This is a genomic window from Burkholderia sp. SR8 (assembly GCF_052851275.1).
In genome coordinates this window covers 98,797-115,078 of sequence record NZ_JAULUC010000019.1, presented here as the reverse complement: position 1 = coordinate 115,078, position 16,282 = coordinate 98,797, and the positions used below count along the sequence as shown (strand labels likewise).

Here is a 16,282-nt window from a genome sequence, read left to right as displayed (position 1 = left end):
CGCGCACCGTTCCCGCCTTCAGCCGAACAGCTTCATCGCGGTCGTGAGCGTATTCACGACGCCCCACGCGAGCGGAACCAGCACATACAGCCAGAACACGGCAAGCACCGCCTTGTTGGTCGGGCGAACCGAAGCAACCGTTTCATTCATTTTTCGCGTCTCCAGAATTTACTTGCCCGCATCGAGCTGCGCATCGGTCATGTGATGGCGCTCATCGACGCGCTTGACGAACAGGTTGCAGATGAATCCGACCACGAGCAGCGACGCCATGATGTGAACCGTCATCGTGTACGCATCGGCCTTCACCACGCCGTGCGCGACTTCATATGCGCGGATGTAGTTGACGAGCACCGGCCCGGCGATACCGGCCGCAGCCCAGGCGGTGAGCAGCCGGCCATGGATGCCGCCGACGTACGCGGTGCCGAACATGTCCGCGAGATACGCGGGCACCGTCGAAAACCCGCCGCCGTACATCGACAGGATCACGCAGAACGTCAGCACGAACAGCGCGATCTGCCCGGACGCGGCGAACAGCGGCACGCAGAAGTACAGCACCGCGCCCAGCGCGAAGAAGATGAAGTACGTGTTCTTGCGCCCGACCCAGTCGGACGCCGACGCCCACACGAAGCGCCCGCCCATGTTGAACAGCGACAGCAGGCCGACGAAGCCGGCTGCGGCCGCGGCGCTGACCGCCCCCTTGAAGCTCTCCTGGATCATCACCGACGCCTGCCCGATGATGCCGATCCCGGCGGTCACGTTCAGGAACAGCACGAGCCAGATCAGATAGAACTGCGGCGTCTTCAGTGCCTGGTCGATGTGCACGTGATTCGACGTGATCATCTTGTGCTTCGTCACCGCGGGCGGCGTCCAGCCTGCCGGTTTCCAGCCGGCCGGCGGCACGCGGATCGCGAGCGCGCCGATCGACATCGAGATGAAGTACGCGATGCCGAGCACGACGAACGTCTCGGCGACGCCGACGCTCGTCGCGCTCTTGAAATGATTCATCAGCGCGACCGACAGCGGCGCGGCGATCATCGCGCCGCCGCCGAAGCCCATGATCGCCATCCCGGTCGCCATCCCGCGGCGGTCGGGGAACCAGCGGATCAGCGTCGACACCGGCGACACGTAGCCGAGCCCGAGTCCGATGCCGCCGACCACGCCGTAGCCGAGGTACAGCAGCATGATCTGGTGCAGCTTCACGCCGAGCGCGGAAATCAGGAAGCCGCCGCCGAAGCAGCACGCGGCCGTGAACATCGTGCGGCGCGGGCCGACGCGCTCGAGCCATTTGCCGGCGAACGCCGCGGACAGCCCGAGGAAGAAGATCGACAACGAGAAGATCCAGCCGAGCGTCGTGAGCGACCAATCGTCAGGGGTGGATTCGGTGATGCCGATCACTTTCGTGAGCGGGCCGTTGAAGACCGAGAACGCATAGGCCTGGCCGATGCACAGATGCACGGCCAGCGCGGCCGGCGGGACCATCCATCGCGAAAAACCCGGTTGCGCGATGGTCGCTTCCTTCGAAAAGAAAGACGCGGCGCCTGCGCGGGCGCCGGGATCGATAACGCTGCTCATCAGTGGTGTCTCCGTTGGGGATCGTGGTCGATCCATTTTGTATGTCGGCGTGTCGACGGGGCGCTGTGATCGCCTGTCCGACCGGTGCCGCGCCATATGAAGTGGAAGATCATATGCATCGGTCCGTTCGGGTCGATTTGCCAGCCGCTTTGGTATCGGCTTTGAGGAAATTAGTTCATGAGCATCTCATATTCAATATGCTATTTTTTATCCTATTCAGGATGACGTCGCGACGCTGACCGTTGCGACCCGTCTCAAAGGGCTTCGCGGCCCCGCGCGGACGCCGGTCCCGAGCCGGGCGAGCGTACCGGACGCAAAACGGTGCGTCGCGCAGTCATTCTCGGTGTGCCCCTCTAAATCGTGTTCGTGGCGCTCGGCAGCAGGCCGCCGGCTGCTGCGCACTGGCACGTCGACACGCCACCCCGCCGTAACCCGCCGCCATGCGGCCCAACCGCCGGGCCACCGCCGCGCCGGCCGCTTGCGTGCACTAGACAGCGCCGGCGGCCGAAACTGAGCCGTTCGCGCATTTCTGGCGCCGCCGTCACGGAAAATGATCGATTCAGTCATATAAGGGTTTTCATTGACTGATTCGATCATCATATCGGCTAGAATGCACACATCGAGCAATCCGATTGATCGAAACGAGCAAGCGCACCGGAGAACGTACCGGCCGCCCCGTTTCGTCATACGAGTTGCGTCGGCTGGCGTACGGACCGGCGCGGTCGCGACCGCAAGCGCGCGCTCTGCGCCGCTATCGACACGACACACAACCCAGGAGACGGCGATTCCGTCCGCCGTCCCTTCCGCGATGGAGCCTGCATGTCAATTTCGTTCAAGGGAATCGTTCCCGCGCTGATCACGCCGATGACGGCTGACGAGAACGTCGATGAAGACGGCCTGCGCGCGCTGGTCGAGCGGCTGATCGAGGCCGGCGTGCACGGGCTGTTCGTGCTCGGCACCAATGGTGAATTCATCGCGCTGAATGAAGAAGAGAAGCTGCGCATCGCGCGGATCGCGGTCAGCCAGGCGCGTTCGCGCGTCCCGGTCATCGCGGGCACCGGTGCGTATGCAACGCGTGACGTGATCGACCTGAACCGCAAGATGGCCGATGCCGGCGTCGACGCGGTGTCGGTCATCACGCCGTATTTCAACGGCGTGACGCAGCCGGAGCTCTACGCGCACTACAAGAAGATCGCCGGCGCGACGCCGCTGCCGGTCATGCTGTACACGATTCCCGCGAAAGCCGGCATCACGCTGACCGTCGATACGGTGCGCCGTCTTGCCGAGATTCCGAACATCCGCGGCATCAAGGACAGCGGCGGCGACTTCGACCGTTTGCTGCAACTGATCAACCTGCGGCGCGACGACTTCGCGGTGTTCACCGGCACCGACTCGATGATCCTGTGGACGCTGATCGCCGGCGGCGACGGCGCGGTCGCCGCGACGACCAACGCCGTCCCGGATGTCGTGATGTCGATCTGGAACAAGTTCCACGCGGGCGATATCGCCGGCGCGCGCGCCGCGCAGGAATCGCTGCGCGCGCTGCGCGACGCGTTCGCACTGGGCACGATGCCCGTCGTGCTGAAAACCGCCGCGCAGATGCTCGGGATGCCGGCCGGCCCCGCGCGCGCGCCTGCGCAGCCGCTCGACGACCACGCCCGCGAGCGCCTCGCGCAAGCACTCTCCGTCTACCGCGACGCCGCGCGCGGTCACTGAAACAGGTCCCAGCATGACGACTCACCACTTCCAGACAGTCAAGCACATCGTTCACGGCGCCGGCAGCCTCGCGACGCTGCCCGACAAGCTGGCACTGCTCGATACGCCGGTCGAGCGTATCGCGCTGATCACACAACCGTCGATGGAAGCGCTCGGCATCGTCGATCGCGTGATCGAATCGCTCAACGCGAAGGACGTCGACGTGCGCATCATTCGCGGCGTCGAGCCGGAGCCGACCATCGGCAACGTCGAGACGGTGTTCAACGAGCAGATCGAGCCGTTCGCGCCGCACGCGATCCTGTCGATCGGCGGCGGCAGCGTGCTCGATGCGGCGAAACTGTTCGCAGTCCGTCTGACCAACGACGAGCCGCTGCGGAACTGGCTCGGCATCGACCTGATCAAGCGCCCCGGCGTGCCGATGATCCTGGTGCCGACGACAGCCGGTACCGGCTCCGAGGTCACGCCGAACGCGATCGTGACGCTGCCGGACGAATCGCTGAAAGTCGGGATCGTCAGCCGTCACCTGCTGCCGCAAATCGTCATTCTCGATGCGGAGCTGACGCTCGGCCTGCCGAAGCCGATCACGGCCGCGACCGGCATGGATGCGTTCGTGCACGCGCTCGAATCGTACATCTCGACGAAGGCGAACCCGATCAGCGACATGTACGCGATGGAATCGATGCGGCTGATCGGCGCACACATCGTCGAAGCCTATGAAAACGGCCGGTCGCTGAAGGCGCGCGAAGCGATGATGCTCGGCTCGATGTACGGCGGCCTCGCGCTCACCGCGGCCGGCACCGCGGCCGTGCACGCGCTCGCATACCCGCTCGGCGGGATGTTCAACGTCACGCACGGCGTCGCGAACGCGATGCTGCTGCCGCACGTGATGGCGTTCAATCTCGATGCGATCGAAGGCCGGCTGTCGAACGTCGCGCGCGCACTCGATCTCGCGTCGCAAGCCGACGCCGATGCCGACGCGGCCCGCAAGCTGATCGACAAGATGGAGGAATGGACCGCGGCCGTCGACATTCCGCAGGACCTGCGCAAGTTCGGCGTGTCCGAAGCGCATCTCGATGCGCTCGCGGTCGCCGCGTCGAAGGTCAAGCGCCTGCTCGGCAACAACCCGAAGGCGCTGACGCTCGACGACATGAAGTCCATCTACCGGCGCCTGCTGCCGTGAACGCGCCCGCACAGCCCGCGACGCGGCTCCTGATCGTCGCCGACGACCTGTCGGGCGCGGCCGACTGCGCGGTCGCCGGGTTGCGTCACGGCCTGACGGCAATGGTCGTGCTCGACGCCGCGCACGCGGCCACGCCGCCGCAGGGCGTCGACATCCTGTCGATCGACGTGGACTCGCGCCGCGCGCCGAAGGACGCGGCCGCCCGGCGCACCGTCGATGCCGTCGCGTCGCTGTCGGGCACCGGCACGCGCGTCTACAAGAAGGTGGACTCGACGCTGCGCGGCAACTTCGCGGCGGAAGTCGCCGCGCTGGCCTCTCGCGTCGGCATGGCGATCGTGTGCCCGGCCTACCCGGCTTCCGGACGCACGACCATGGACGGACGCCAATGGGTGCGCGGCGTGCCGGTAGAAGCAAGCGAATACTGGCGCAACGACCACATCGCGGGCCAGGCCGACCTCGTTGCCTTGCTGTCGGCCGAGCATCTGCGTGTCGGATACGCGGCGATCGGCACGGTGCGCGGCAATGCGGATGCACTCGCCGCGCAGCTGCGCGAGCTGCAATCCGAACGCGTGCAAGCGGTCGTGTGCGACGCGGAATGCGACGACGATCTGCAACGCATCGCGCGCGCCTCCGCGACGCTCGACCACGTATTCTGGGTCGGTTCGGCCGGCCTGGCGCCCGCCGTCATCGACGCACTGGACCTGCCGCGCAGCGTCAGCGGCCCGGCGGCCCGCGCTCCGCATCCGCAAGGCCCCGTGCTGACGGTGGTGGGCAGCATGTCGAGCGTCTCGCATGCGCAGCTGGACTGTCTCAACGCACATGCCGGCACGCGTCTCGTTGCACTCGACGTCGCCGTCGCCGCGCTGGACGACCCGCAAAGCGACGTCACGACCGTGGTCGGCGACGCGCTGCGTCGCGGCCGGCATGTCGTCGTGTCGCTGAGCCAGACGCAGCGCGGCGACGTGAACGACGGACTGCGGTTCTGCACGCGTCTTGCCGCGCTGCTCGCGCCCGTCGTGTGCCACGCCGGCGGCATCATCGCGACCGGCGGCGAAACGGCGCGCGCGCTGCTCACCGCGGCCGGCGCGAGCGCGCTGCACGTCGTCGACGAAATCGAGGACGGCATGCCGCTGCTCGAATGCCGATTGCACGGGAACACACTGCCCGTCGTGACCAAGGCCGGCGGTTTCGGCCGCCCCGATTCGATCTATCACGCCTGGCGCCGGCTTGCGAACGCAGGCAAACCGGCCGATACGGCTCAAACCAATCTGTGAAGGGAATTGCCATGGACAACCGTCCCATCATCGGCATCACCATGGGCGACGCGGCCGGCGTCGGACCGGAAATCATCATGAAGAGCCTCGCCCATGCATCCGTATACGAGCAGTGCCGCCCCGTGGTCGTCGGCGACGCCGCGCGCCTGCGCGATGCCGGCCGCCGGGCCGGTGTCGATCTCGAGGTGCGCGCGATCGACCGGCCGTCCGAAGGCGCGTTCCGCGTGGGCGTCGTCGATTGTATCGACCTCGCGCTGATTCCGGCCGACCTGCCCTATGGAAAGCTGTCGCCGATCGCCGGAGACGCCGCGTATCGATACATCGCGCGCACCGTCGAGCTGACGTCGGCCGGCGAGCTCGACGCGATCTGCACCGCGCCGCTGAACAAGGAAGCGCTGCATGCCGGCGGCCATATCTTCCCCGGCCACACCGAAATGCTCGCGCATCTGACCGGCATCGACGAAGTGTCGATGATGCTCGTCGCGCCTAATCTTCGCGTGATCCACGTGACGACGCACATCGGCCTGCTCGATGCGATCCGCAAGATCGAGCCGGGCCTCGTGCAACGCACGATCGAGCGCGCCCACGACACGCTGGTGCGCGCCGGTATCGCGAATCCGCGCATCGGCGTCTGCGGGATCAACCCGCATGCCGGCGAGAACGGCCTGTTCGGCTACGGCGAGGAGGAAGAGAAGATCGTGCCGGCGGTCGAAGTGCTGCAGGCGCGCGGCTGGGACGTCGAAGGCCCGCTGCCGGCCGATACGCTGTTCTTCCGCGCGGGCCGCGGCGATTTCGACGTGGTCGTCGCGATGTATCACGACCAGGGGCACGGGCCGGTGAAGGTGATGGGCCTCGAAGCCGGCGTGAACGTGACGGTCGGCCTGCCCGTGATCCGCACGTCCGTCGATCACGGCACCGCATTCGACATCGCCGGCAAGGGCATCGCCGACGAACGCAGCCTGCTGGAAGCGTTCCGCCAGGCCGTGGATCTCGCGACGCGACGCAACGAGCCGTCGCCGGTCGCCAGCGCCGCGTAAGCGGCCCCGTACGCAACGACACGCAGCACCGGCGGGCGATACCGGCAGGTACATGCCGGATCGCTCGACGCACCGAACCTACATCAACCGAAGGTAACGTGGAGACAAGCGATGGCCACCTTCAGTTATTGGGACACAGCCACCATCATCGGGATGGTTGTCGTCTACATCGTGATAACCAGCCTGATCAGCATTCGCCTGCGCAGCCGCAATTCCGAGCAGTTCATGGTGGCCGGGCGTTCGATGCCCGCGCTGGTGGTCGCGATCCTGCTGATGTCGGAATTCATCGGCGCGAAATCGACCGTCGGCACGTCGCAGGAAGCATTCTCGGCCGGCATCGCCGCATCGTGGTCGGTGCTCGCGGCCGCCATCGGCTTTCTCCTCTTCGGCCTCTTCATGGCCAAGCGCCTGTATGCATCCGGTGAATTCACCATCTCCGGATTCATCGCGCAGCGATACGGGCACGGCGCGAAGCTCGCGGTCTCCGCGATCATGATCTACGCGCTGTTCGTCGTGAACGTCGGCAACTACGTGAGCGGTGCGGCGGCGATCTCGACGGTCATGCGCATCGACCTGCCGACGGCCGCCGTCATCACCGCGATCGTCAGCACCATCTATTTCGTGTGGGGCGGCCTCAAGAGCGTCGCGTACCTGACGGTCGTGCACAGCGCGGTGAAGCTGCTCGGCATCGCCATCCTGGTCGGCGTCGCATGGAAGCTGTCGGGCGGCATCGCGCCGATGGCGCAAAGCATGCCCGCGCACTACTTCACGTGGACGGGCGCGTTGTCGGGCGGCACGATCGGCGCATGGATCATCGGCACCGCCGGCGCGATCTTCTCGACGCAGTTCATCATCCAGGCGATCTCGGCCACCCGCAGCCCCGAGGGTGCACGCGCATCGTCGCTGATCGCCGCGTTCCTGTGCGTGCCGATCGCGCTCGCGCTCGGCTTCATCGGCGTCGCGGCCAAGTACCTGTATCCCGGCGTCAAGAGCCTGTACGCGCTGCCTGTGTTCCTGCAGCACATGAATCCGATCCTGGCCGGCATCGTCACGACGTCGCTCGTTGCGTCGATCTTCGTCAGCGTGTGCACCGTCGCGCTCGCGATCGCGTCGCTGATCGTCAAGGACTTCTATGTACCGCGTTTCAATCCGACGCCCGACGTCGAACTGAGGATGACGCGCTGGATCTCGCTGATCGTCGGCTTCCTGCCGCTGATCTTCGTGCTGTTCGTTCCGCAGATCCTCGCGCTGTCGTTCTTCAGCCGCGCGCTGCGGCTGTCCGTGTCGGTCGTCGCGCTGATCGGCATCTATCTGCCGTTCTTCAGCGGCAAGCGCGGCGCCGTGTCGGCGCTGATCGTCGCGACGCTCGCGACGACGTTGTGGTATCTGCTCGGCAACCCGTTCGGCATCGACAACATGTACGTCGCACTCGTGACGCCGGCCGTCGTGCTGGTGATCGGCAAGCTTCTGTTTCATGGCGACGGCGCGAACCTTCGCGACAAGCCGCTCACGCATCGCGAATCGCACTGACGCCGCCTACCCAGAGAGATTTCATGAGCACCCACCTCGTTGAAGCGGCGAGCGCCGCGCCGGACCATTGCGTTCGCACGGCCTATGCCGACGCGGAACGGCAAGAAGCGTTTCTGCCCACCGCGTGCGTGCAGAACCACGCGGCCAACCTGCACTGCCTCGCCAACGGCGACCTGCTGTGCGTGTGGTTCGGCGGTACGCAGGAAGGCATTCCGGACGTGTCGATCTACCTGTCGCGGCTTGCGGCCGGAACCAACGAATGGTCGGCGCCGCGCAAGCTGTCGGACGACCCGACCCGCTCCGAACAGAACCCGGTGCTGTTCACCGCACCCGACGGCCGCCTGTGGCTGATCTACACCGCGCAGTTGTCCGGCCATCAGAACACCGCGATCGTGCGCCGCCGCGTGTCGACGGACGGCGGCGTCACGTGGGGCCCCGTCGAAACGCTGTTCGACCGGCCGGGGACGTTCGTGCGCCAGCCGATCGTCGCGCTCGACGGCGGCACGTGGATCTGCCCGATCTTCCTGTGCCGCACGGAACCCGGCGAGCGCTGGGTCGGCAACGACGACGTCAGCGCGGTCATGGTGTCCGACGACCAGGGTCGCACGTGGACGCTGCACGAGGTGCCGGACAGCGTCGGGTGCGTGCACATGAACGTTCACGTGCTGCACGACGGGACGCTGCTGGCGCTCTACCGCAGCCGCTGGGCCGACTTCGTCTACGCGAGCCGCTCGACGGACGGCCGCACGTGGAGCGCGCCCGAGCGCACCGACGTGCCGAACAACAATTCGTCGATCCAGTTCACGGTGCTGCAGAACGGCCACCTCGCGCTCGTGTTCAACGAAAGCGACGCGTCGCACAGCAAGGAGCGCCGTGCGTCGCTGTACGACGACATCGAGGATTCGGAGGACAGCGGCGAGCTGCGCGACCAGAAGGCATCCGTGCGCGGCACCGCATTCTGGGGCGCGCCGCGCGCGCCGATGTCGCTGGCCATCTCGGAGGACGGCGGCAGGACGTGGCGGCGCCGCCGCAACCTCGAAATCGGCGACGGCTACTGCATGACGAACAACTCGGCGGACCAGCGCAACCGCGAATACTCGTATCCGTCGATCGTGCAGTCGCAGGACGGTGCGTTGCACATCGCGTTCACGTGGTTTCGCCAGAAGATCAAGTACGTGCGCGTCGACGAAGCGTGGGTTCGCGGCCGATGACGCTCGCCGCGGCAACTGGCCGGCCGGTGCGGCAATTCGATAAACTTGTCGGTCGAGCTGCGCGCCGTTGCGCGCCCATTCGATCAGACCAGGAAATCACGCACATGAAAGTGACCAGGCGCCGGGAGGCGATGCTGCAGGCCGTGCTCGGCGGCATGACGGACGTTGCGACGTTGTGCGAGCACTTCGGGATGTCCGAGGCGACGGTGCGCCGCGACCTGCGTGCGCTGGCGAGCGACCGCCGCATCCTGCGCACGTACGGCGGTGCCGCCGCGGTCGGCGGCCACGAGCCGGAACCGTCGCTCGAGGAACGGCGCGTCAGTTCGCAGGAGCAGAAGGAAGCGATCGCGCACGCGGCGGGCGCGTTCGTCGAGGACGGCGACACCGTGTTCCTCGACGGCGGCACCACGACGGCGGCACTCGCACGTCTTCTCGCCGGCCGGACGGACGTGCACGTGGTCACCAACAACCTGCTCGTCGTGAGCCCGCTCGTGGCGTCCGGTGTGCACGTGACTGTGATCGGCGGCGACGTGCGCTCGTCCAGCATGAGCACGCTCGGCCCGCTCGCGCAGATCGCGCTGAGCCGGCTGAGCGTCGACAAGGCATTCCTCGGCGCCGACGGCGTGGTCGCCGAGCTGGGATTGTGCGAGGCGAGCAGCGAGCAGTCGTATCTGAAGGAATGCGTGATCCGGCAGGCCGCCGAGGTGTTCGTGCTCGTGACCGCGGACAAGCTCGGGCGCGCGAGCCAGCAGCACTGGACGCCGCTCGAACGCGACTGGACGCTCGTGACGGACGACGGCGCGCTGCACGAGCAGCTCGAACCCTTTCATGCGCAGGCGCGGGTCACGGTTCATGCAGTCGGCACGAAGCCGGCGACCGCCTCCGGCAGTTCGCCGCAGGTTCAAACGTAACGGGAGAGATCGTGGCGCAACGAGAGCAGCCGGGTTCGGTGTCACGTCATGCCGTCGTCACCGGCGCGTCGTCGGGGATCGGCCGCGCGATCGTCGAGCGTCTGCTCGCCGACGGCTGGCGCGTCACCGGACTATGCCGGTCGCACGTCGAAACGGCGCACGATTCGCTGACGATCGTGCCGGTCGACGTCACCGACTTTGCGGCGCTCGCGCCCGTGTGCGACGCGCTGGGCGCGGTCGACGCGTTCGTGCATGCGGCCGGCTTCATGCGCACCGCGCCGCTCGGCCAGCTGTCGCACGACGACGGCGCGGCGATGTGGCGGCTGCACGTCGAAGCCGCGACGTTTCTCGCCGATCGCCTGGTGCCGCGGATGCCGGCCGGCGGACGGATCGTGCTGCTGGGCAGCCGCACCGCGAACGGCGCGGCCACGCGCAGCCAGTATGCGGCGACCAAATCCGCGCTGGTCGGCCTCGCGCGATCGTGGGCCGCGGAACTCGCGCCGCAGGGCATCACCGTGAATGTCGTCGCGCCGGGCGCGACCGACACGCCGTTCCTGCGCGATCCGGCGCGTGCGGCCACACCGCCGAAGCTGCCGCCGATCGGGCGATTCATCACGCCCGACGAGGTCGCCGCGCTGACTGCGTTCCTGCTGAGCGCGGATGCGAGCGCGATCACCGGGCAGCAGATCGTCATGTGCGGCGGCGCATCGCTTTGACGCCACGTGCTGCCGCGTTTCGAATCGCGAGCGCGTGTGGCGCGACATCACCGCGCCTGTATCGGCGCGGCGCCCGTGAAAGGCTGCGGCCGCCTGCCCGCCTCCTGACGATCGATCATCCAGCCGGGATAGCTCGGCGGTAACGCACTCGCGGCATCCAGACGCGCAAGCTCGTCGCCGGTCAGCACGACGTCCACCGCACCGAGATTGTCGTCCAGCTGTTCGACCCGCTTCGCGCCGATGATGACGCTCGTGACATGCGGCTTCGCGAGCAACCACGCGAGCGCGATCCGGGCAACCGACACCTGTCGCGCGTCCGCAATGGCACGCATCGCGGCCACGCATGGCCACGCACGTTCGAGGTCGACCGGCGGAAAGTCGAAATGGCTGCGCCGCGAACCGTCGTCGGTGGCTGCGCCGGGACCGAACTTGCCCGACAGCAATCCGCCGGCGAGCGGCGACCACACGAGCAACCCAAGCTGCTCTTCGATCGCGAGCGGCACCAGTTCGCGTTCCACGTCGCGCCCCGCGATCGAATAGTAGGCCTGCAGCGTCTCGAAGCGCGTCGCATGGAGCGCCTGGCTGAGCCCGAGCGCCTTGCCGATCCTGCCGGCGCGCCAGTTCGACACGCCGACGTAGCGAACCAGCCCCTGACGCGACAGGTCGTCGAGCGCCCGCAGTGTCTCTTCGATCGGCGTGACGGAATCGTTCGCGTGGATCTGGTAAAGGTCGATGTGGTCGACCTGCAGCCGTTCCAGGCTTCTTCGTACCGAATCCATGATGTGCCCGCGCGATGCGCCCTGATCGTTGGGCTTCGGGCCCATCGCGCCGGCCGTCTTCGTCGCGAGCACGATCTCGCTGCGCGGGACGCCGATGTCGCGCAGCGCCTGCCCGACGACGCGCTCGGATTCGCCGAACGAGTAAATGTCGGCCGTGTCGATGAAGTTGATTCCGGCGGCGAGCGCGCGGGCGATGAGTCGGGTCGCGTCGGCCTGGCCGACTGAACCGATCGCCGCCCACATGCCGGCGTCGGCATTGCCGCCCAGTGTCATCGTGCCGAGGCACAGTTCCGACACGTACAGGCCGGTGCGGCCGAGTTGCTTGTATTTCATGATCGTGTCCCTCTGGATCGGATGGGAAGGATGCGGCGGCGTCCGCCCCGGCACGCCGCGCACGCGAGGAGCTCAGTCAAGGCGGCCATGCGCCGCCCGAAACTGTGCGGCGATCGTCGCGACGCGCGCGCCATAGCGGCGGGCGGTTTCGAGGTCGCCCGGCGACATTTCGTCCGGCGACGCATCGGCCGGCGTCTGCGCCATCGGCCCGATGTAGGCACCCATGCGGTTCAGGTCGTCGCGCAGCGACGCCTTCAGGTTCGCGGGCTTGATGTCCATGCTGACCCAGATGCCGCCGTGCTGGCCGGCGAGCAGCACGAAGTACTCGAGCGTGTTCAGCTTGTCGCCGTTGATGCTCGCGCTGTTCGTAAAGCCGCCGAAGATCTTGTTGCGCCACGCGCCTTCGAACCACGCCTTCGACGATGCATCGGCGAATTTCTTGAACTGCCAGCTCGGGCCGCCCATGTACGTCGGCGAGCCGAACAGGATGGCATCGGCGCCGGCAAGCGTGTCCCACGCGTGTTCTGCAACGTTGCCGTCTGCGTCGATCGCGACGAGTACGGCGCCGGCGCCTTCGGCGACCTCTGCGGCCATCCGTTCGGTATGCCCATAGCCGGAGTGGTAGACGACGGCCGTCTTAACCGGCGGGGTGTGTTGCGTCATGGTGGCGTCCTTTCGTTCAGGTGTCGTCGGGCGACGACATCGAAACGCACTCTACTGAGTCACAACTGAGTTATAAATGACGACCGATTGAACGTACTGTTACTCCACGAGTGAACAATGCAAAATCTCGATGCGCTGTTGATCTTTGCCCGCGTCGCCGAAATGTCGAGCTTCACGCGGGCGGCCGAAAGCCTCGGCATCCAGAAAGGCCGTGTGTCGATGGTCGTGCGCAGCCTCGAACGCGACGTCGGCGTTGCGCTGCTGCATCGGACGACGCGCAGCGTGCAGCTGACCGAAGACGGCCGCGCGTTCTATTCGCGCGCCCGCGATCTGCTGGCCGAGGTGCAGGAACTGCAATCGATGTTCTCCGGCAACGGCACGCGGCTGCGCGGACGATTGCGTGTCGACATGCCGACCGAGCTGGCACGCAGCGTCGTGGTTCCGGCACTGCCGCAGCTGATGGCCGCGCATCCGGAGCTCGAGCTGGAATTGTCGAGCACCGATCGACGGGTCGATCTCGTGCAGGAAGGATTCGATTGCGTGATTCGTCTGGGGCCGATCGTGGACGAGACGCTGATTGCGCGGCCGCTGGGCCGGCTGCGCATGATCAATGCGGCAAGTCCTGCGTATCTCGCGCGGTACGGTGTGCCGCATACGCTCGACGATCTGGTCGGCCAGGGACACCGGATGATCCACTACACGCTGACGCTCGGCGCGCGGCATCCCGGGTGGGAATATCCGGCCGGTGATGGTTATGCGACGCTCCCGTTGCCGAGCGCGATGCAGGTCAACAACGTGCAGACCTATCATGCGGCGGGGCTTGCCGGTCTCGGGCTGATCCAGGCCGGGTACTCGGGGGTCGCGAGTCATATCCAAAGCGGCGCGCTGGTGGAGGTGCTGCCGGATCTGCGGCCGCAACCGCTGGCGGCGTCGCTCGGCGTCGCTCGTCGTCGCTCATCGGCGCAATCTGTCGCCACGGGTGCGGGCGTTCATGGACTGGATCGAGGGGGTGTTGGCGCCGTATTTTGATTGAGGGGAGTGGCGGATCACACGCGCGGCCGGCGCTTGAACGCCACGGGCGCCGCGCGGCACCCGCGCCCTGCTACGCGAACCGGTACAGCTTCGCCGGATTGTCGACGAATATCAGCCGCTGCCAGTCCGGACGCCCGATCCAGCCGGCAATCACGTCCAGCATGCCTGCATCATCGGGCTTGTCCGTCTTCTGTGTCGGATGGGGCCAGTCGGTGCCCCAGAGCATGCGCTCCGGCGCCATGTCGATCAGCGCCTTCGCGACCGGTGCGACGTCATCGTACGCAGGCGCACCCGTCTTGCTGTCGACGTACGGGCCTGACAACGTGATCCACGTATTGCCCTTTTCGACGAGGCGTTGCGCGGTACGAAACGCGGCCGACGCCAGCCCGCCGGGCTGCGGCACATGCGCGATATGGTCGATGACGAGCGGACAAGGCAGCGCCGAAAGATGACGCTCCAGCGCCGGCAATCGCGCGCCCTGAACCACCAGCTCGATGTGCCATCCGAGATTCGCGACACGCGCGGCCAGCGGCGACAGCATGTCCAGCGTCGTCGCGCCCGGATAGCTCAGGTTGAACCGGATCGCACGGATGCCGCCGCGATCGAGCGCCCGAAGTTCGTCTTCGCTCACGGTGCCGTCGACGACGGCCACGCCACGCGCGTTGTCGCCGAACTGCGCGATCGCCGCCAGCGTGCAGCGATTGTCCGTTCCGTACGTCGACGGCGTCACGACCACGTTGCGTTTCACACCGATACGCGCCTGCAGGTTCCGGTATTGCGCGACGGTCGCATTCGGCGGCCGTAGCGTCGTGCCCGGCGCAACCGGAAACCGGTCATCGTAGATATGCATGTGGCAGTCGATCGCCCCTTCGGACAGCCGGAACGCCGGCCGCTCGATGCCGCCCGACCACGTTTCGTCGGCAGCGGCCGGCCTCGGCAATGCCGCCGAAGCCAGCGTCGCACCGGCGATTCGAAGGAACCCGCGTCTCGCGATGCGCGCCATGTTCAGATCGTCCCCGTCTTGCCGACCAGCTTGCCGGCCGAATGATTGCGCGTGAGCAGCAGCAGCGTCGCGACGCTCACGAGCGTGAGGACCGCGAGCGGCATCAACGCGAGCGCGTAGCTGCCCGTCGCCGCCTTCACCCACCCGTACACGTTCACCATCAGCCCGCCGCCGAGCAGGTTCGCGATCGCATTGACCGTCGCGAGCCCGGCCGCCACGGTGCTGTTGGACAGCATGTCGGTCGCCAGCGCCCAGAACGGGCCCTTGAACGAATACGCGCCCACCAGCACTGCACAGAGCATGCAGACCGTCGGCAGCAGCGATCCGCTCAGCGACGTCGCGAACAGGCCCACGCCGATCAGCAGCATCGGCACGACCGTGTGCCAGCGCCGTTCGCCGACGCGGTCCGAGCGCCGGCCCCAGTAGACCATCAGGATCGAGGCCCCCGCATACGGCACCGAATTCAGCAGGCCGGTCTGCATGACGGTCAGGCCGAACGACTTGAGCAACTGCGGCTGCCACACGGACAGCGTGCTGCCTGCCGCGGAAGCGCACGTGTCGACGAGCGCGAGGCACAGCACGTAGCGGTTGCGGAACAGCTGCGTGAGCGGCAGCGACGGCACCTTCTTGGGCGTCTTGTGGCCAGCGGCAAGCGCGCTCGACAGCCACGCGCGCTCGTCGTCGTCGAGCCACCTCGCGTTTTCCGGCTTGTTCGTCAGCATGAACAGGCACGCGATGCCGAGCAGCACGGTGGGAATGCCTTCGAGGATGAACAGCCAGTGCCATCCACGCAGGCCCCAGACGCCGTCCATCTGCAACAGCAGTGCGGAGATCGGCGAGCCGATGAAGCTCGCGGCCGGGATCGCGACCATGAACGTCGCGACGATCCGCGCACGATACTGCACGGGAATCCAGTACGACAAATAAAGCAGCACGCCGGGAAAGAAGCCGGCTTCGGCCGCGCCCAGCAGGAAACGCAGCACGTAGAAGCTCGTCGCGTTGTGCACGAGCGCAGTCGCCGCCGACACGATGCCCCACGTGATCATGATCCGGGCGATCCAGATCCGCGCGCCGTATTTCTGCAGCGCGAGGTTGCTCGGCACTTCGCAAAAGAAATACGAAATGAAGAACAGGCTGCTGCCGAAACCGAAGACTTTCGCGGACATCCCGAGGTCCTGATTCATCTGCAGCGACGCCATCCCCACGTTGCCCCGGTCGATAAAGGCAAGCAGGTAGCAGAGCATCAAAAAGGGAATGAGTCGCCAGACGACCTTTCGTATGGTCCGGCGCTCGATCGCGGACGCTTCCATGAAACTGCTTTGCAT

Annotated in this window: 14 protein-coding genes and 1 pseudogene; 9 read left to right on the top strand and 6 right to left on the bottom strand. The window is 66.7% G+C overall.

Going from position 1 to position 16,282, the window contains the following annotated elements; genetic code table 11:
* Positions 1-18: 18 nt before the first annotated feature.
* On the bottom strand, positions 19-150 hold the full coding sequence (locus Q3A80_RS22715; protein ID WP_446331113.1) for an MFS transporter small subunit: 132 nt from the start codon (positions 148-150) through the stop codon (positions 19-21).
* Between the two features lie 18 nt (positions 151-168).
* Entirely contained in the window at positions 169-1,572 is a 1,404-nt protein-coding gene (locus Q3A80_RS22710) for an L-lactate MFS transporter (RefSeq protein ID WP_446331112.1), read from the bottom strand.
* 819 nt (positions 1,573-2,391) lie between these two features.
* On the opposite strand from Q3A80_RS22710, the gene dapA reads away from it, so the two are divergent.
* The 8 genes from dapA to Q3A80_RS22670 all read left to right on the top strand — a co-directional run bounded on the left by dapA (position 2,392) and on the right by Q3A80_RS22670 (position 11,147).
* On the top strand, positions 2,392-3,288 hold the full coding sequence (dapA, locus tag Q3A80_RS22705) for a 4-hydroxy-tetrahydrodipicolinate synthase (protein WP_446331111.1): 897 nt from the start codon (positions 2,392-2,394) through the stop codon (positions 3,286-3,288).
* A gap of 13 nt (positions 3,289-3,301) precedes the next feature.
* Entirely contained in the window at positions 3,302-4,468 is a 1,167-nt protein-coding gene (locus tag Q3A80_RS22700) for an iron-containing alcohol dehydrogenase (RefSeq protein WP_212111349.1), read from the top strand.
* Positions 4,465-5,742 carry a four-carbon acid sugar kinase family protein gene (locus tag Q3A80_RS22695; RefSeq protein ID WP_446331110.1) on the top strand — a complete coding sequence of 426 codons (1,278 nt, stop codon included), beginning with the start codon at positions 4,465-4,467 and terminating at the stop codon, positions 5,740-5,742. The genes Q3A80_RS22700 and Q3A80_RS22695 overlap by 4 nt, the downstream gene beginning before the upstream one ends.
* An 11-nt stretch (positions 5,743-5,753) precedes the next feature.
* Entirely contained in the window at positions 5,754-6,779 is a 1,026-nt protein-coding gene (gene pdxA, locus Q3A80_RS22690) for a 4-hydroxythreonine-4-phosphate dehydrogenase PdxA (protein ID WP_446331109.1), read from the top strand.
* Positions 6,780-6,890: 111 nt separating this feature from the next.
* Positions 6,891-8,309 (top strand): sodium:solute symporter family protein, encoded by a 1,419-nt coding sequence (locus Q3A80_RS22685; RefSeq protein ID WP_446331108.1) that lies wholly within the window; start codon positions 6,891-6,893, stop codon positions 8,307-8,309.
* A 23-nt stretch (positions 8,310-8,332) separates the two neighbouring features.
* Positions 8,333-9,520, top strand: a complete 1,188-nt coding sequence (locus tag Q3A80_RS22680) for a sialidase family protein (RefSeq protein WP_446331107.1) — start codon at positions 8,333-8,335, stop codon at positions 9,518-9,520.
* A 104-nt stretch (positions 9,521-9,624) separates the two neighbouring features.
* Positions 9,625-10,431, top strand: a complete 807-nt coding sequence (locus Q3A80_RS22675; RefSeq protein WP_446331106.1) for a DeoR/GlpR family DNA-binding transcription regulator — start codon at positions 9,625-9,627, stop codon at positions 10,429-10,431.
* An 11-nt stretch (positions 10,432-10,442) separates the two neighbouring features.
* Complete coding sequence (locus Q3A80_RS22670) at positions 10,443-11,147, top strand: SDR family NAD(P)-dependent oxidoreductase (RefSeq protein ID WP_446331105.1); 705 nt, start codon at positions 10,443-10,445, stop codon at positions 11,145-11,147.
* A 47-nt stretch (positions 11,148-11,194) separates the two neighbouring features.
* On the opposite strand, the gene Q3A80_RS22665 is transcribed toward Q3A80_RS22670, so the two are convergent.
* Together Q3A80_RS22665 and Q3A80_RS22660 are read right to left on the bottom strand one after the other, a co-directional pair.
* Positions 11,195-12,259, bottom strand: a complete 1,065-nt coding sequence (locus Q3A80_RS22665; protein ID WP_446331104.1) for an aldo/keto reductase — start codon at positions 12,257-12,259, stop codon at positions 11,195-11,197.
* A gap of 72 nt (positions 12,260-12,331) precedes the next feature.
* Positions 12,332-12,922, bottom strand: a complete 591-nt coding sequence (locus Q3A80_RS22660; protein ID WP_446331103.1) for an NAD(P)H-dependent oxidoreductase — start codon at positions 12,920-12,922, stop codon at positions 12,332-12,334.
* 117 nt (positions 12,923-13,039) lie between these two features.
* Between Q3A80_RS22660 and Q3A80_RS22655 the strand changes: the two are divergent.
* Positions 13,040-13,955 (top strand): annotated as a pseudogene (locus Q3A80_RS22655) (LysR family transcriptional regulator).
* A 69-nt stretch (positions 13,956-14,024) separates the two neighbouring features.
* Here the strand turns inward: Q3A80_RS22655 and Q3A80_RS22650 are convergent.
* Positions 14,025-14,957 carry an amidohydrolase family protein gene (locus Q3A80_RS22650; protein WP_446331102.1) on the bottom strand — a complete coding sequence of 311 codons (933 nt, stop codon included), beginning with the start codon at positions 14,955-14,957 and terminating at the stop codon, positions 14,025-14,027.
* Between the two features lie 2 nt (positions 14,958-14,959).
* On the bottom strand, positions 14,960-16,282 hold the full coding sequence (locus Q3A80_RS22645; protein ID WP_446331101.1) for an MFS transporter: 1,323 nt from the start codon (positions 16,280-16,282) through the stop codon (positions 14,960-14,962).